This window comes from Citrobacter sp. MGH 55, from assembly GCF_016906145.1.
Lineage (GTDB): Bacteria > Pseudomonadota > Gammaproteobacteria > Enterobacterales > Enterobacteriaceae > Citrobacter_A > Citrobacter_A amalonaticus.
The window spans coordinates 638663-655057 of sequence record NZ_CP070239.1 but is presented as its reverse complement, the minus strand read 5'-3'; the positions used below and the strand labels follow the sequence as shown (position 1 = coordinate 655057).

General features: G+C 53.5%; 21 protein-coding genes. 12 read left to right on the top strand and 9 right to left on the bottom strand.

Going from position 1 to position 16395, the window contains the following annotated elements:
- Positions 1-12: 12 nt before the first annotated feature.
- The 6 genes from lptB to JTI98_RS02450 are packed head-to-tail and all read right to left on the bottom strand — an operon-like array spanning position 13 to position 4405.
- A complete protein-coding gene (gene lptB / locus JTI98_RS02475) occupies positions 13-738 on the bottom strand; it encodes an LPS export ABC transporter ATP-binding protein (RefSeq protein WP_044263650.1) in 726 nt (241 codons plus the stop codon).
- Positions 739-744: 6 nt separating this feature from the next.
- Positions 745-1299 (bottom strand): lipopolysaccharide ABC transporter substrate-binding protein LptA, encoded by a 555-nt coding sequence (gene lptA / locus JTI98_RS02470; RefSeq protein WP_042325045.1) that lies wholly within the window; start codon positions 1297-1299, stop codon positions 745-747.
- Positions 1268-1843, bottom strand: a complete 576-nt coding sequence (gene lptC / locus JTI98_RS02465) for an LPS export ABC transporter periplasmic protein LptC (RefSeq protein WP_044255950.1) — start codon at positions 1841-1843, stop codon at positions 1268-1270. Before lptC ends, lptA begins: the two co-directional genes overlap by 32 nt.
- Complete coding sequence (kdsC, locus tag JTI98_RS02460; RefSeq protein WP_042998303.1) at positions 1840-2406, bottom strand: 3-deoxy-manno-octulosonate-8-phosphatase KdsC; 567 nt, start codon at positions 2404-2406, stop codon at positions 1840-1842. The genes lptC and kdsC overlap by 4 nt, the downstream gene beginning before the upstream one ends.
- Positions 2407-2426: 20 nt before the next feature.
- The gene (gene kdsD, locus JTI98_RS02455; RefSeq protein WP_042998302.1) at positions 2427-3413 is read right to left on the bottom strand and encodes an arabinose-5-phosphate isomerase KdsD; all 987 of its coding nucleotides are present in this window, start codon (positions 3411-3413) and stop codon (positions 2427-2429) included.
- A 14-nt stretch (positions 3414-3427) separates the two neighbouring features.
- Positions 3428-4405 carry a calcium/sodium antiporter gene (locus JTI98_RS02450; protein WP_044263648.1) on the bottom strand — a complete coding sequence of 326 codons (978 nt, stop codon included), beginning with the start codon at positions 4403-4405 and terminating at the stop codon, positions 3428-3430.
- 208 nt (positions 4406-4613) lie between these two features.
- Between JTI98_RS02450 and mlaF the strand changes: the two genes are divergently transcribed.
- The 7 genes from mlaF (at position 4614) to murA (ending at position 9418) form a co-directional block, all read left to right on the top strand.
- Complete coding sequence (gene mlaF, locus JTI98_RS02445; RefSeq protein WP_042998300.1) at positions 4614-5426, top strand: phospholipid ABC transporter ATP-binding protein MlaF; 813 nt, start codon at positions 4614-4616, stop codon at positions 5424-5426.
- A gap of 7 nt (positions 5427-5433) precedes the next feature.
- On the top strand, positions 5434-6216 hold the full coding sequence (gene mlaE, locus JTI98_RS02440) for a lipid asymmetry maintenance ABC transporter permease subunit MlaE (RefSeq protein ID WP_042998299.1): 783 nt from the start codon (positions 5434-5436) through the stop codon (positions 6214-6216).
- A 4-nt stretch (positions 6217-6220) separates the two neighbouring features.
- Positions 6221-6778, top strand: a complete 558-nt coding sequence (mlaD, locus tag JTI98_RS02435; protein WP_043001758.1) for an outer membrane lipid asymmetry maintenance protein MlaD — start codon at positions 6221-6223, stop codon at positions 6776-6778.
- Positions 6779-6796: 18 nt separating this feature from the next.
- Positions 6797-7432: a phospholipid-binding protein MlaC gene (mlaC, locus tag JTI98_RS02430; RefSeq protein WP_042998298.1), complete on the top strand. Its 636-nt coding sequence runs from the start codon at positions 6797-6799 to the stop codon at positions 7430-7432.
- Positions 7432-7728, top strand: coding sequence for a lipid asymmetry maintenance protein MlaB (gene mlaB, locus JTI98_RS02425; RefSeq protein ID WP_044329010.1), 297 nt, complete (start codon positions 7432-7434; stop codon positions 7726-7728). Before mlaC ends, mlaB begins: the two co-directional genes overlap by 1 nt.
- 123 nt (positions 7729-7851) lie before the next feature.
- Positions 7852-8106 carry a BolA family iron metabolism protein IbaG gene (gene ibaG, locus JTI98_RS02420; RefSeq protein WP_042325065.1) on the top strand — a complete coding sequence of 85 codons (255 nt, stop codon included), beginning with the start codon at positions 7852-7854 and terminating at the stop codon, positions 8104-8106.
- A gap of 52 nt (positions 8107-8158) precedes the next feature.
- Positions 8159-9418: a UDP-N-acetylglucosamine 1-carboxyvinyltransferase gene (murA, locus tag JTI98_RS02415; RefSeq protein ID WP_044329009.1), complete on the top strand. Its 1260-nt coding sequence runs from the start codon at positions 8159-8161 to the stop codon at positions 9416-9418.
- A 55-nt stretch (positions 9419-9473) separates the two neighbouring features.
- On the opposite strand, the gene sfsB is transcribed toward murA, so the two are convergent.
- Both sfsB and ispB read right to left on the bottom strand, forming a co-directional pair.
- The gene (gene sfsB, locus JTI98_RS02410) at positions 9474-9761 is read right to left on the bottom strand and encodes a DNA-binding transcriptional regulator SfsB (RefSeq protein WP_042998295.1); all 288 of its coding nucleotides are present in this window, start codon (positions 9759-9761) and stop codon (positions 9474-9476) included.
- A gap of 227 nt (positions 9762-9988) precedes the next feature.
- Positions 9989-10960 carry an octaprenyl diphosphate synthase gene (gene ispB / locus JTI98_RS02405; RefSeq protein ID WP_042998294.1) on the bottom strand — a complete coding sequence of 324 codons (972 nt, stop codon included), beginning with the start codon at positions 10958-10960 and terminating at the stop codon, positions 9989-9991.
- A gap of 258 nt (positions 10961-11218) precedes the next feature.
- On the opposite strand from ispB, the gene rplU reads away from it, so the two are divergent.
- From rplU to cgtA, 4 genes are all read left to right on the top strand, one after another.
- The gene (gene rplU, locus JTI98_RS02400) at positions 11219-11530 is read left to right on the top strand and encodes a 50S ribosomal protein L21 (protein WP_042325074.1); all 312 of its coding nucleotides are present in this window, start codon (positions 11219-11221) and stop codon (positions 11528-11530) included.
- 19 nt (positions 11531-11549) lie between these two features.
- The gene (gene rpmA, locus JTI98_RS02395) at positions 11550-11807 is read left to right on the top strand and encodes a 50S ribosomal protein L27 (RefSeq protein WP_003861831.1); all 258 of its coding nucleotides are present in this window, start codon (positions 11550-11552) and stop codon (positions 11805-11807) included.
- A 128-nt stretch (positions 11808-11935) separates the two neighbouring features.
- On the top strand, positions 11936-12901 hold the full coding sequence (locus JTI98_RS02390; RefSeq protein WP_216081890.1) for a DMT family transporter: 966 nt from the start codon (positions 11936-11938) through the stop codon (positions 12899-12901).
- 15 nt (positions 12902-12916) lie between these two features.
- The gene (cgtA, locus tag JTI98_RS02385; RefSeq protein ID WP_042325080.1) at positions 12917-14089 is read left to right on the top strand and encodes an Obg family GTPase CgtA; all 1173 of its coding nucleotides are present in this window, start codon (positions 12917-12919) and stop codon (positions 14087-14089) included.
- Positions 14090-14137: 48 nt separating this feature from the next.
- Here cgtA and dacB read toward each other — a convergent pair whose 3' ends face one another.
- Positions 14138-15571, bottom strand: a complete 1434-nt coding sequence (dacB, locus tag JTI98_RS02380) for a serine-type D-Ala-D-Ala carboxypeptidase (protein ID WP_044263639.1) — start codon at positions 15569-15571, stop codon at positions 14138-14140.
- A gap of 246 nt (positions 15572-15817) precedes the next feature.
- On the opposite strand from dacB, the gene greA reads away from it, so the two are divergent.
- Entirely contained in the window at positions 15818-16294 is a 477-nt protein-coding gene (greA, locus tag JTI98_RS02375) for a transcription elongation factor GreA (RefSeq protein ID WP_042998290.1), read from the top strand.
- The last annotated feature ends 101 nt before the right edge of the window (positions 16295-16395 follow it).

Genomic DNA, 16395 nt, shown 5'->3' with positions numbered 1-16395 from the left:
ACTTCTACCCTATCAGAGTCTGAAGTCTTCCCCAAGGTATACGCGCTTCACGTGTTCGTCCTGCAGGATTTCTGTCGGCGTGCCGTGTGCGATCAGGTGTCCCTGGCTCACGATATAGGCGCGTTCACACACGGCCAGCGTTTCGCGGACGTTATGGTCGGTAATCAACACGCCGAGACCGCTGTCACGCAGATGCTCAATAATGCGTTTGATATCGATAACGGAGATGGGGTCAACGCCGGCAAAGGGTTCATCCAGCAGGATAAATTTCGGGTTGGCGGCGAGGGCGCGGGCGATTTCCACACGGCGACGTTCCCCGCCGGAGAGTGACTGACCCATGTTGTCGCGCAGATGCTCAATGTGGAACTCTTCCATCAGCTCGTTAGCGCGGTCTTCACGCTGTTCGCTGGTGAGATCGTCACGAATTTGTAGTACGGCCATCAGGTTATCGTACACGCTCAGGCGGCGAAAAATCGACGCTTCCTGCGGCAGGTAGCCAATTCCGCGGCGCGCGCGGGCGTGCAACGGCAGCAGACTGATGTCTTCATCATCAATAATGATGTTACCGGCATCGCGCGGCACAATGCCGACGACCATGTAGAAGGTGGTGGTTTTACCCGCACCGTTCGGCCCAAGCAGACCGACAATCTCGCCTGAGTTGACGGTCAGGCTGACATCTTCCACGACGCGGCGGCCTTTGTAGGCCTTCGCCAGATTCTTTGCAGTTAATGTTGCCATAACGAATTAGTTACTCTTTTTCTGAGCCGGAGCCTGGTTTTTGTTTTTGTCCTGCAACTGCGACGGAACCAGAACGGTGGTCACACGCTTGCCTTTCTCACTGAAGGCCTGCATTTTCTGCTCTTTCACCAGATAGGTAATTTTGTCCCCGGTGATGTTGCTGTCGAGCTGTTCCAGATACGCATTGCCGGTGAGCACGACAAAATCTTTCGCCAGTTCATAATGCATTTTCGACGCATGGCCTTTTACCGGCTTACCGTTGTCCTGCATTTGATAGAACGTGGCCGGGTTGCCGAAGCCATCAATGACCTCTTTACCCTCTTCACCGCCAGGGCGGGTAACGACCACTTTATCGGCGTTAATTTTGATAGTGCCTTGGGTCACAATGACATTACCGGTGAAGGTCACGACGTTGCCCTGCATATCCAGAGACTGCTGGTCCGATTCGATGTGGATCGGCTGTTCGGTATCGCCCGTGACGGCGAACGCCGGAATGCTGGCGGCCAGAAGTGAGCTGGCAAGCACAAGATTAAGGCTGAGTTTGTTTGTTTTGAATTTCATAGGAGGTTCTAACCTTTTCAATCAGCTCGGCGTTCTTGTTGCGTAAGTTGCCGCGCATTTTCAGTCCGCTGGAGTTAAATGTTGTTCCGTATAACGTGACGAGGTCTTCAGAGGTAACATCCTGCGTCACCAGATTGATCTGCGCGTTATCGGTGGTAATTCTGCGAAGTTGAGCGTCAGGCACCAGCGCGTTGACTTCAACGTGACCATAAAGATACAGCATTCGATCCTCGGTCAGCTTGGCTTTATCAGCCTTGATTGACCACGTCGGGATCTTGTCCTTATCAAACGTCGTTAATACGGGTTGTGTGAACCACGAAACGGCCTGATCGGAATAATATTCAACATGTTGGGCGATCAAACGATAGCTCAGCGCGCCTTCCGGACTGTAGACAACGGTATCCGTATGCTCGCTCTTATAGGTCGGATCGCTCGTATTCACCACCACCTGTGCCGTGTCGTCTTTATCGGCCAGGTTAATCCCAATCAGCACCAGCACGGCCAATGACAGTAGAATGATAACCCAACGTCTGGCTTTACTCATATCGATTGCCCTTTGGCCTCATCAAGCTTACCCTGCGCCAGTAATAATAAATCACAGACTTCTCGTACCGCGCCGCGTCCGCCCGCGATTTTCGTGACATAATCCGCGCGCGGAAGCAGTAACGGATGCGCATCCGCAACGGCAATGCTCAGGCCAATTTTTTCCATCACCGGCCAGTCAATCAGATCGTCACCGACGTAGGCCACATTTTCCGGCGCAATCGCCAGTTTTGCCAACAGATCGTGAAAGGCGACCAGCTTGTCCGACTGCCCCTGATACAGGTGCGTGATCCCCAGTGTGGCACACCGATCTTCTACTAGTTTAGCCTTTCGTCCGGTAATGATGGCGACGTCGATATCAGACGTCAGCGCACAACGGATCCCGTAACCGTCACGGACGTTGAAAGCCTTCAGCTCTTCACCGTTGTTGCCCATATAAATCAGGCCATCCGACAGCACGCCATCGACATCAAGAATCAGCAGACGGATATTCTCTGCTTTGGCGATGACGTCTGCGCTGACGGGTCCATAACAGGTCGCAAGCGACGCACCTGCTTTGCTCATTTCTTTTTATCCTTGAATTTCTACACAACGCCTGCACGCAGGAGATCATGCATATGTAACACACCGAGTAACTGGTCGCCATCGGCAACCATTACGGAGGTGATATGACGAGACTGCATTAAGTTCAGGGCATCGACCGCCAGTATTCCTGGACGCACGCGAATGCCCCCTGGCGTCATCACGTCGGCGATACCGAGCTGGCGCACATCAACGCCCATATCAAAGACGCGACGTAAATCACCGTCGGTGAAGATACCGTCGATCTTCATCGCATCATCGCAAATCACGGTCATCCCGAGGTTCTTGCGGGTTATCTCCAGCAGCGCATCGCGCAGGCTGGCTTCTTTGGTGACATGCGGGATTTCATCACCCGTATGCATAATATCGTTCACGCGCAACAGCAGTTTACGCCCTAGCGCACCGCCCGGATGCGACAGAGCAAAATCCTCAGCGGTAAAGCCGCGCGCCTTTAATAACGCCACCGCCAGCGCATCGCCCATCACTAATGTAGCGGTGGTGCTGCTTGTCGGGGCCAGCCCAAGCGGACAGGCTTCTTGCGGTACTTTAACACACAGATGGACATCCGCAGCACGCGCCATGCTGCTTTCTGGTCGACCGGTGATGCAGATAAGCTGAACCTGCAGTCGCTTAAGAACCGGAATCAGGGCCGCGATCTCGCTGGATTCCCCGGAGTTGGAGATGGCAATCACTACATCCTGCGAGGTCACCATTCCCAGATCGCCGTGGGCGGCTTCGCCCGGATGAACGAAGAAGGAAGAGGTGCCGGTGCTGGCAAAGGTCGCGGCCATTTTGCGGCCAATATGCCCCGATTTCCCCATGCCCATCACCACCACTTTGCCGGTGCAGTTGAACATTTTCTCACAGGCGAGAGTGAAATCCTGGTTGATGTACTGATCGAGCTCCGCCAGGCCTTCACGTTCAATCGCCAGAACTTCTTTGCCGGCTTGCTGAAAGTCAAAACCCGGTTGTAACGCTAAGTGCGACATATGTCTGTTTCCAGTTATCCAACGAGAAGTGGCGATAGCCAATACAGCATCGCCAGCCATACGATAAAACCGCCGGTCAGCAGCACGCCCGCGCCGCGACCGGACTGGCGGGGACGCCGCCAGCAAAGTAATGCAAAGATGATGCTCACCAGCAGCATCACGCTGTAGTCACGGCTGAACGCCAGCGGATTGACGTCACCCGGCGTAATCAGAGCGGGAAGGCCGAGAACAATGGTGAGGTTAAAAATGTTCGCGCCGATGATATTGCCCACCGCGATATCATTCTCACCTTTGCGCACGCCCGCGATAGCGGTTGCCAGTTCAGGCAGGCTGGTGCCAATTGCGATCACCGTCAGGCCAATTGTCAGTTCGCTCATCGCGAAGTAATTGGCAATCACAGTGGCGTTATCCACCACCATTCGGGTCGCCATCGGCATGATAATCAGCGCAATGCCCAGCCATAAAAACGCCACCGGTAATCCGCCTTCACGCGGCAACTCGGCAACCTGTTCCCGGGTGAGGCTGTCATTGCCCTGACGCTCAGCGAGACGGGCGATTTTAACAATGAACAGCAGCCATAACACGGCTAACAGTAAAAGAAAGATACCATCGCTGCGGCTGAGTTGTCCGTCATACAGTACGGATCCGGCCACCACGCTAACCAGCAACATTAGCGGTAATTCGCGACGCAGAACATCGGAATGCACGGTAAAAGGGTGGATCAGCGCGGCAAGCCCGAGGATCAACAAAATGTTAGTAATGTTAGAGCCGAGCGCGGTGCCGACGGCTAAATCTAACTGCCCGTGCAGAGAGGCGGCGACAGAAACAATAATTTCAGGCAGAGATGTGCCTATACTGACTACCGTCATACCGATAATCAGCGGCGGGATCCCAAAGGTTCGACATAAGATTGACGCGGCAAAAACCAGGCGGTCGGCGCCGTAGACGACCAATAATAAACCAATAATTAACAGCGCCGTTGCTAAAAGCATCTAAAGTCCTTTCTTCAGGTATACTCGCCGGTCCACCGGGATCGTCTGGAAACCGTAACGAAGTCTTAATTTTGACTTTATGCAGCTAAAAAGTAAAACAAATGCCAGCTTTAGCTAACCAGCACGGGTAATATTCTGTAAATATGTTGGGTTCATGGCTGAATTCCACGCCATGCTGAGATCAACAAGCAACACGAAGGATGAATCAATGGGGCAGTCTGTGGCGAATTTAGTCGATATGCGCGATGTCAGCTTTACGCGCGGCGACCGCTGCATTTTCGATAACATCTCTCTGACCGTGCCGCGTGGCAAGGTAACCGCGATCATGGGGCCATCTGGCATCGGTAAAACGACGCTCTTGCGTCTGATCGGCGGACAAATTGTGCCAGACAAGGGGGAGATCTTGTTTGATGGCGAGAACATTCCTGAGATGTCTCGCTCGCGCCTCTACACGGTACGTAAACGGATGAGTATGCTGTTTCAGTCCGGGGCGCTGTTCACCGACATGAACGTGTTTGATAACGTGGCCTATCCGCTACGCGAACATACCACGCTTCCCCCGCCGTTACTGAAGAGCACGGTGATGATGAAACTGGAAGCTGTCGGTCTGCGCGGCGCGGCAAAACTGATGCCCTCTGAACTGTCCGGTGGGATGGCGCGCCGGGCGGCGTTAGCACGCGCCATTGCGCTGGAGCCGGACCTCATCATGTTTGATGAACCGTTTGTCGGACAGGATCCGATCACCATGGGCGTGCTGGTCAAACTGATTTCTGAATTAAACAATGCGCTGGGCGTGACCTGCGTCGTGGTCTCTCACGATGTGCCGGAAGTCCTGAGCATTGCCGATCACGCCTATATTATGGCGGACAAAAAGATTGTGGCCCACGGCAGCGCGCAGGCGTTGCAAGAGAATGACGACCCGCGTGTGCGTCAGTTCCTGGATGGCATTGCAGACGGGCCGGTCCCGTTCCGCTATCCTGCGGGCGATTATCACTCTGATTTACTCGGAACAGGGAGTTAAGCTACTCATGCTGTTAAATGCACTGGCGACGCTGGGACATAAGGGGATTAAAACTCTCAGAACGTTCGGGCGCGCCGGGTTAATGTTGTTCAATGCGCTGGTCGGCAAACCGGAATTTCGTAAGCACGCGCCGTTGCTGGTGCGCCAGCTTTATAATGTGGGCGTCCTGTCGATGCTGATCATTATTGTTTCTGGCGTGTTTATCGGCATGGTGCTGGGGCTGCAGGGCTATCTGGTACTTACCACCTATAGCGCGGAAACCAGTCTGGGGATGTTAGTGGCACTGTCGCTGCTGCGTGAACTCGGTCCGGTTGTCGCCGCGTTGTTATTTGCGGGGCGTGCAGGCTCTGCACTCACCGCTGAAATTGGCCTGATGCGCGCGACCGAGCAGCTTTCCAGTATGGAAATGATGGCTGTCGATCCCCTGCGCCGGGTGATCTCTCCGCGATTCTGGGCGGGCGTGATTTCGCTGCCGATGCTGACGATTTTGTTTGTGGCCGTCGGGATCTGGGGCGGTTCTCTGGTCGGCGTAAGCTGGAAGGGGATTGATGCTGGCTTCTTCTGGTCCGCGATGCAGAGTGCCGTCGACTGGCGTCTGGATCTGGTCAACTGTTTGATTAAAAGCGTGGTGTTCGCCATTACGGTAACCTGGATTGCATTATTCAATGGGTATGATGCGATTCCGACCTCGGCGGGAATCAGCCGGGCAACCACACGCACCGTTGTGCACTCGTCGCTGGCCGTTCTGGGTCTGGACTTTGTACTGACCGCATTGATGTTTGGGAATTGAGTTCATGCAAACGAAAAAAAATGAAATTTGGGTGGGGATCTTCTTATTAGCCGCATTGCTTGCCGCGCTGTTTATCTGCCTGAAGGCGGCCAATGTGACCTCTATGCGCACAGAACCGACCTACACGATTTACGCGACATTCGATAATATCGGCGGCCTGAAAGTGCGCTCGCCGGTGCGTATCGGTGGTGTGGTGGTGGGGCGCGTGGCGGATATCTCTCTGGATCCGAAGACCTATTTACCGCGCGTGACGCTGGACATAGAAGAGCGCTATAACCACATCCCTGATACCAGTTCGCTGAGCATCCGGACGTCCGGTCTGCTGGGGGAACAGTATCTGGCGCTTAACGTTGGTTTTGAAGATCCTGAGCTGGGAACGTCTATCCTCAAAGATGGCGGCACAATCCAGGACACCAAATCCGCGATGGTGCTGGAAGATATGATTGGTCAGTTCCTTTACAACAGCAACAGTAAAGGCGATGACAATAAGAATTCTGGCGATGCGTCGGCGCCGACCGAAGGCCATAATGAAGCCACTGGGCCTGCGGGCACAACGAATTAATCTCAGGAGAATCGAATTATGCTTAAGCGTTTAATGATGGTGGCTCTGCTGGTGATTGCACCGCTGAGCACCGCCATTGCAGCCGATCAGACCAACCCTTACAAGTTGATGAATGAAGCGGCGCAGAAAACCTTCGACCGCCTGAAAAACGAACAGCCGAAAATCCGTTCTAATCCGGACTATCTGCGTGACGTGGTTGACCAGGAACTGCTGCCGTATGTGCAGGTGAAATATGCTGGCGCGCTGGTGTTGGGGCGTTACTACAAAGAAGCCACTCCGGCTCAGCGTGAAGCCTACTTCGCCGCGTTTCGTGAATACCTGAAACAGGCCTACGGCCAGGCGCTGGCGATGTATCACGGTCAGACGTATCAGATTGCTCCGGAACAACCGTTGGGTGATGCGAGCATCGTTCCGATCCGTGTAACCATTCTCGATCCCAACGGCCGTCCTCCGGTGCGTCTGGACTTCCAGTGGCGTAAAAACACTCAGACGGGTCACTGGCAGGCCTATGACATGATCGCAGAAGGCGTCAGCATGATCACTACCAAACAGAACGAGTGGAGCGATCTGCTGCGTACTAAAGGGATCGATGGACTGACGGCGCAACTGAAATCTATCGCGCAGCAAAAAATCACGCTGGAAGAGAAGAAGTAATGACTCAGTCACTCAACTGGATGCGTGACGGTGACAAGCTGGCGCTGGTGGGAGAACTGGACCAGGATGTGCTTAATCCTTTGTGGGATGCGCGCATTGAAGCAATGACCGGTGTCACCTGCATCGACCTCAGTCAGGTTTCTCGAGTGGATACGGGGGGACTGGCGCTGCTGGTCCATCTCATCAGTCTGGCGAAACAGCAGGGCAACAACGTGTCGTTGTCGGGGGTGAATGACAAAGTCTTTACCCTGGCGGAACTCTATAATCTGCCTGCTGACGTGCTTCCGCGTCAGTAATATCAGTACGTTATTATCTACAGCCTCGCTGGATTGACCCGCGAGGCTTTTTGCTTATTTATGACAGCGCAACTTTGCTCTAAGATGTTGGGCTGTATTCACAATCTGACGAATGAAGAGCCCATGGAAAATAATGAAATTCAGAGCGTGCTGATGAACGCACTCTCCCTCCAGGAAGTCCACGTCTCTGGCGATGGCAGTCACTTTCAGGTTATTGCCGTGGGTGAGATGTTTGACGGCATGAGCCGGGTGAAGAAGCAGCAGTCGGTCTATGCGCCGCTGATGGAGTACATTGCGGACAATCGCATTCATGCCCTGTCGATCAAAGCGTATACCCCCGCAGAATGGGCGCGCGATCGCAAACTAAACGGTTTTTGAGTTACGGGTGTCACACCGGTAACGACGATGAATTTTAACTGAGAACAACATCATGGATAAATTTCGTGTACAAGGGCCAACCCGGCTCGAGGGCGAAGTCACAATTTCTGGCGCGAAAAACGCCGCTCTGCCGATCCTTTTTGCGGCGTTGCTGGCGGAAGAGCCGGTAGAGATCCAGAACGTCCCGAAACTGAAGGACGTTGATACCTCGATGAAACTGCTAAGTCAGCTTGGCGCCAAAGTGGAACGCAATGGCTCCGTGCACATCGATGCCCGCGACGTTAATGTTTTCTGCGCACCGTATGACCTGGTAAAAACCATGCGCGCATCAATTTGGGCGCTGGGACCGTTGGTGGCCCGTTTTGGTCAGGGCCAGGTTTCTCTGCCTGGCGGTTGCACGATCGGCGCACGTCCGGTTGACCTGCATATCACCGGTCTGGAGCAACTAGGCGCCACGATCACGCTGGAAGAAGGCTATGTGAAAGCCTCCGTGGATGGCCGTCTGAAAGGCGCGCATATCGTCATGGATAAAGTCAGCGTTGGCGCAACGGTCACCATCATGTGTGCCGCCACGCTGGCGGAAGGCACCACCATCATTGAAAACGCCGCACGTGAACCAGAAATTGTCGACACGGCCAACTTCCTGATTGCGCTGGGAGCGAAAATTTCCGGCCAGGGTACCGATCGTATCACCATCGAAGGCGTAGAACGTCTGGGCGGTGGTGTCTATCGCGTATTGCCGGACCGTATCGAAACCGGGACTTTCCTGGTCGCAGCGGCAATTTCTCGCGGCAAAATCCTCTGTCGTAACGCGCAGCCGGATACGCTGGACGCGGTACTGGCGAAACTGCGCGATGCCGGCGCGGATATCGAAGTGGGTGAAGACTGGATTAGCCTCGACATGCACGGTAAACGTCCGAAAGCTGTCAACGTGCGCACCGCACCGCACCCGGCATTCCCGACGGACATGCAGGCCCAGTTCACGCTGCTGAACCTGGTAGCGGAAGGGACCGGATTCATTACGGAAACCGTGTTTGAAAACCGCTTTATGCACGTGCCTGAGCTGAGCCGTATGGGCGCTCATGCCGAAATCGAAAGCAATACCGTGATTTGTCACGGTGTGGATAAGCTCTCCGGTGCGCAGGTGATGGCAACGGATCTGCGTGCGTCGGCCAGTCTGGTGCTGGCGGGATGTATTGCAGAAGGGACGACGGTCGTGGATCGTATTTATCATATCGATCGCGGATACGAGCGTATCGAAGATAAACTGCGCGCCCTTGGTGCCAATATCGAGCGCGTGAAAGCCGAATAAGCGTCAATGAAATCAGTAGCCCCATTGCCAATGGCTGGGGCTACTGCTTTGTGCCTTACTCTACATCCTGCTTGTCACGACGTGACGCCCGCATCATGCGCGTTCTGTCGATAAACGCATGAGTTTTTGCGTCATGGTATCGTGAAGGCCAGATCACCCAGGGATCCGTTCCGAGCGCTTTCGCAATGATCAGCTCGCCTTTCGGCCATGGTCGGGTTAAGGCGTTTGCCAGCGTGGAGGAACTTAATCCGTTTCTGCGTGACTCGGCAGCCATTGATGTCCCTCTTTTACGTAATCCAGCAATGATATCTGCCGGATGCCAGTCAATGAGTTTGCTCTCCATTTATCCCCTCGTTTATGGTCATTCATCGTTGATTTGCACCATCAATTTGCAGAAGACACTATACTCCCAGAGAATTGTTGTTCTAATATGTTCAAGTAAAGAGTTTGAATATTCAGAATTTATTAAGAGTTATTGCTTTGCTTGCAGCGGAATAGAGAGGTTTGGTGGGTTTTATTAGATCTTTTATGAATCATCCCGCGCAGAGTGGTGGGATGATTCCATCGTTATTAGCGATCGCGCTGGACGGCGATATGCGCCAGGCCGATCAACGCTTCGCGCCATTGCGAATCCGGCAGCACCTGCAGCGCGGCGATGGCTTTGTCAGCCTCTTCTTCCGCACGCTGACGTGTCCATTCCAGTGAGCCGCAGGCGTTCATCGCTTCCAGCACGGGCTCCAGGAGATGTCGGCCATTGCCTTGCTCGATCGCATGGCGAATCATTTGTGCCTGCTCTGGCGTACCGTTACGCATCGCATGTAGCAGCGGTAACGTCGGTTTGCCTTCGTTCAGGTCATCACCGACATTTTTACCGAGCTGTTCGCCGTCGGCGTTATAGTCCAGCAGATCGTCAATCAACTGGAATGCAGTGCCCAGATAGCGACCATAGTCCTGCAGTCCTTTTTCCTCGGCTTCACTACAGCCCGCGAGGAGACCGGAACACTGCGCTGCCGCTTCAAACAGACGCGCTGTTTTACTGTAGATCACCCGCATATAGCTGTCTTCCGTAATATCCGGGTCGTTAACGTTCATTAACTGCAGGACTTCACCTTCAGCAATGACGTTTACGGCTTCAGACATCACCTCCAGCACTTTCAGGGAGCCGAGGCTGGTCATCATCTGGAAAGCTCGGGTATAGATAAAATCGCCAACCAGCACGCTGGCGGCATTACCAAACGCAGCGTTCGCCGTGGCTTTACCCCGGCGCATATCGGATTCATCCACTACATCGTCATGAAGCAGGGTGGCGGTGTGGATAAATTCGATCAATGCCGCAATCGTGACATGGGCATTTCCCTGATAGCCAACGGCGCGCGCCGCGAGGACGGCAATCATCGGGCGAATGCGTTTACCGCCACCGCTCACAATGTAATAGCCTAACTGATTGATCAGTTGGACGTCGGAATTAAGCTGTTCAAGGATTGTCGCATTGACACCCGCCATATCTTGCGCGGTTAACTCGTTGATTTTTTCTAAATTCATCGCAAAAGCCGGGCTTTTCGCCCCGTTTACCTCATCATGCGGCAAGGTAACTTAGGGTTTAGGGTTAGAAATATATGCTGATTGTACTGAAAAAACGCCGCAGATAAACGTTACCGTACACGTTGTGTTTTTTTTCTTCATGTATTGACTGTAGCACTTGTCAAAGGCTCACGTTTTGCGTAATATTCGCGCCCTATTGTGAATATTTATAGCGCACTCTGAATCATTGAAAAGGTGTGCGCGGAAGCGGAGTTTTTTATGTACGCGGTTTTCCAAAGTGGTGGTAAACAACACCGAGTAAGCGAAGGTCAGACCGTTCGCCTGGAAAAGCTGGACATCGCAACTGGCGAATCTATTGAATTCGCTGAAGTTCTGATGATCGCAAACGGTGAAGAAGTCAAAATCGGCGTTCCTTTCGTTGATGGCGGCGTTATCAAAGCTGAAGTTGTTGCTCACGGTCGTGGCGAGAAAGTTAAAATCGTTAAGTTTCGTCGTCGTAAACACTATCGTAAGCAGCAGGGCCATCGTCAGTGGTTCACTGATGTGAAAATTACTGGCATCAGCGCCTAAGACCTGAGGAGAGATTTAAATGGCACATAAAAAGGCTGGCGGCTCAACTCGTAACGGTCGCGATTCAGAAGCTAAACGCCTGGGCGTTAAGCGTTTCGGTGGCGAATCCGTTCTGGCGGGTAGCATCATCGTTCGTCAACGTGGTACCAAGTTCCACGCTGGCACTAACGTAGGTTGCGGTCGTGACCACACTCTGTTTGCTAAAGCAGACGGTAAAGTGAAATTTGAAGTTAAAGGCCCGAACAACCGTAAATACATCAGCATCGTTGCTGAGTAAGTTTTTCGTGGTCCGGTAACGGATAAAAGCCCCGCACCCTGTTGCGGGGCTTTTTACATTCGACGACCGGTAAATATGCTCGTGAAACCGCTTTGTACCGGATAACGAGCCCTTGCAGGGAAACGGGCATGAAGCAGCAGGCTGGCATTGGTATTCTTTTGGCGCTCACAACGGCGGTGTGTTGGGGGGCTTTGCCAATTGCTATGAAGCAGGTGCTGGAGGTGATGGAGCCTCCTACCATCGTTTTTTACCGTTTTTTAATCGCCAGTATTGGCCTCGGAGCGATTCTGGCCGCGAAGCGTAAGCTTCCGCCGCTGCGAATTTTTCGCAAAGCGCGCTGGCTGGTTCTGCTGGCGATTGCTACCGGTGGGCTTTTTGGCAACTTCATCCTGTTTAGCTCTTCCCTGCAGTATTTAAGCCCAACGGCTTCGCAGGTGATCGGCCAACTGTCGCCAGTGGGCATGATGGTCGCGAGCGTATTTATCCTTAAAGAGAAAATGCGCGGTACGCAGATTGTCGGCGCGATAATGCTGATGTGCGGACTGGTGATGTTCTTCAACACCAGTCTGATCGAAATTTTTACCAGGCTGACCGATTACACCTGGGGCGTCATTTTTGGCGTCGGTGCTGCTACGGTCTGGGTAAGCTATGGTGTCGCGCAAAAGGTGTTATTGCGGCGTCTGGCATCACCGCAGATCCTGTTTTTACTGTACACTTTATGTACGATAGCGCTATTGCCGCTGGCGAAGCCCGGCGTGATAGCCCAGCTCAATGACTGGCAGCTTGCCTGTTTAATTTTCTGTGGGCTGAATACACTGGTAGGATATGGCGCCCTGGCGGAAGCGATGGCGCGTTGGCAGGCAGCGCAGGTGAGCGCATTAATCACACTCACCCCGCTGTTTACGCTGTTATTTTCAGATCTTTTATCTATGGCCTGGCCCGATTTCTTCGCCAGACCGATGTTAAACCTTCTCGGTTATCTCGGTGCGTTTGTCGTGGTTGCGGGCGCGATGTACTCCGCCATTGGTCATCGTATTTGGGGCGGATTACGTAAGCATGAATCGGTGGTATCGCAGCCCCGCTCAGGCGAATGATTTACGGAGAGTAAAATGAAGTTTGTTGATGAAGCAACGATTCTGGTCGTTGCAGGCGATGGCGGCAATGGTTGCGTAAGCTTCCGCCGTGAGAAATACATCCCGAAAGGCGGCCCGGACGGCGGCGATGGCGGTGATGGTGGCGACGTCTGGATGGAAGCCGACGAAAACCTGAACACCCTGATCGATTACCGTTTTGAGAAATCTTTCCGCGCAGAACGAGGCCAGAATGGCGCCAGCCGTGACTGTACCGGTAAACGCGGGAAAGATGTCACGATTAAAGTGCCGGTAGGTACGCGTGTGATCGATCAGGGCACGGGCGAAACCATGGGCGACATGACTAAGCACGGTCAGCGTCTGATGGTCGCAAAAGGCGGCTGGCACGGTCTGGGTAACACCCGTTTCAAATCTTCCGTCAACCGTACGCCACGTCAGAAAACGATGGGGACGCCGGGTGACAAGCGTGATCTGCTGCTGGAGCTGATGCTGCTGGCGGATGTGGGCATGCTGGGGATGCCAAATGCCGGTAAATCGACTTTTATCCGTGCGGTCTCTGCGGCGAAGCCTAAAGTGGCGGATTATCCGTTTACCACGCTGGTGCCGAGCCTCGGTGTTGTCCGTATGGATAACGAGAAAAGCTTTGTGGTGGCGGACATTCCGGGGCTGATTGAAGGCGCTGCGGAAGGTGCCGGTCTGGGCATCCGCTTCCTGAAACACCTTGAGCGTTGCCGCGTACTACTGCATCTCATCGACATCGATCCTATCGACGGTTCCGATCCGGTTGAGAATGCGCGCATCATCATCGGCGAGCTGGAAAAATACAGTCAGGATCTGGCAGCTAAACCGCGCTGGTTAGTGTTCAACAAGATCGATTTGCTGGACAAAGCCGAAGCGGAAGAGAAAGCCAAAGCTATCGCGCAGGCGCTGGGCTGGGAAGATAAATACTATCTGATCTCTGCCGCCAGCCAACTGGGCGTGAAAGATCTCTGCTGGGATGTGATGACCTTTATTATCGAGAACCCGATTACTCAGGCGGAAGAAGCGAAGCAGCCAGAGAAAGTCGAGTTCATGTGGGATGATTATCATCGCCAACAAATCGCTGAAGTGGAAGAAGAAGCGGAAGACGACTGGGATGACGACTGGGACGAAGACGACGAAGAAGGCGTCGAGTTCATCTATAAGCGTTAATCTCAGGAAAACCCCGGACATGTTGCCGGGGTTTTTGTTTTTGCGGACTCAGTTATTCTGATAGATATCTTTGTACAATCGGCTTTCAAAGCGAACCAGAGGAATGCGGCGGTTACGTTGATCGGCAGGTTCTACCGCATAACCCGACAGATATTGTACAAACGCCATCCGTTGCCCGCTGGCGGTGGTAATAAAGCCTGCCAGGTTGTACACCCCCTGCAATGATCCCGTTTTCGCTGAGACCTTACCATCGACGCCCGCCTGATGCAGACCCGCACGGTACTGCAGAGAGCCGTCATAGCCCGCCAGCGGCAGCATTGAGATGAAATTCAGCTCGTTGTCATGCTGCGCGATGTATTGCAGAACCTGCATCATGGTGGCAGGGGCGATCAGGTTATGGCGCGACAGGCCGGAGCCATCGGCAATAATCGTGTTGCCAATATCGACTCCGGCTTGTTGACGCAGGATCTGCCGCACAGCATCGGAGCCCGCACGCCACGTTCCCGGTACATTAAACCGTGCGTGACCAATCATTCGGAAGACGGTGTCGGCAATCATGTTGTCCGACTTTTTCAGCATAATCTTAAGCAGATCGTGCAGCGGCGCAGACTGCTTACTGGCCACAATGGTGCCTGGCTCATTAACCTGTGTCTGGCGTAATAAGGTTCCGCTGTAGGTGATACCGGCCTGTTTGAGTTCATCTTTCAGGATCGCCCCGGCATAGCTGGCGCCGTCCTGAATGGCAAATGCCAGCGGCAGAGGGTCGGCACGCTGCGGCAGACACCCGGTCAACGTGAAGCGGTTTAAATCGCCCGGAACCACGTCCAGTTCACAATATTGCGCCTCCGCAGAGCCGCGTGGGAGGGTGCGAACCTGGCTGAACATGGTGACCGGGTAGTAAGACGCTACGCGAATATAGGCCAAATCGTTCGCTTTTTGCGCGCTGTAGAGCGAAATCGAGAAGCAGTTTCGATCGACAATGGCGGCCGCAGGCGGCGCGCTGAAGCACTGGGTCATGTCGTTCCAGGGCCATCCCGGCGCTTTATCGTGACTGGCAAAAACAGAGGTATCAATCAGGACGTTTCCGGTGATTTGCGTGACGCCTGCTTTTTTCAGGTTCGCCACCATATTCCGAATATCCTGCCTTTTTAGCGTCGGATCGGCACCAAATCGCGCCACTAAATCACCTTTGAGAACGCCCGCATCAACGCTGCCTTTGGTCTCCAGCGTGGTGGTAAAGCGGAAGTCAGGGCCAAGCTGAATTAAGGCCGCCAGCGCGGTAATCACTTTCTGCGTACTGGCAGGAAGTGCCATTTGCTGACTATGATAATCAATTGCGGGGGTCGGGGCGCCGACCTTCTGGACCATGAGGGCAAGGTTAGCTCCGGCAGGGAGCTGGTTGATGTACTCGTCAACGTTCGCGGCCTGGACGCTGAACGCTACACTGGTGGTCAATCCGATGATAAATCTGGAAAATCGCATAATCTCGCGCTAACAACCTGGAAACAAGCCGACATACTACGGCGCAATGCCCTGGAAAGTAAACGATGACCCATAGGGAACTCCAGGGTAAAATGAGTATCAAATTAAGAATTGTAGCTGACCTGGACCTTGCGTCCGGGTCGGTATTTTTTTGCTTCTGGTCCGGGTATGACGCCATACCGGGGCAGGCTTAACAGCCGGGGCATAGCAATCGCCCCCTACAGGAATGTTCAAGAGGTATAACAAATGCAAGCGATTCCGATGACCTTACGTGGTGCAGAAAAATTACGCGAAGAGCTGGATTTTCTGAAATCTGTGCGCCGCCCTGAAATTATCGCCTCTATTGCCGAAGCGCGTGAGCATGGCGATCTGAAAGAGAATGCGGAATATCATGCGGCGCGTGAACAGCAGGGGTTCTGTGAAGGTCGTATCAAAGACATCGAAGCGAAGCTGTCGAATGCACAGGTCATTGATGTCACCAAAATGCCGAATAACGGTCGCGTTGTCTTTGGCGCGACGGTCACCGTTCTGAACCTTGATAATGACGAAGAGCAGACCTGGCGTATCGTGGGCGATGACGAAGCGGACTTCAAACAGAACCTGATTTCCGTCAATTCGCCGATTGCACGCGGCCTGATTGGCAAAGAACAGGATGACGTCGTGGTGATCAAAACGCCAGGCGGCGAAGTCGAATATGAAATCACTAAGGTAGAATACCTGTAAGTGCTCAAGATGTTGATGTATTGTAAAGAAAGGAAAAAGGCCGCATAGCGGCCTTTTATCAACGAAGAGAGCGTGGCATTTTGCTCTCCTGCTTGCGGGAA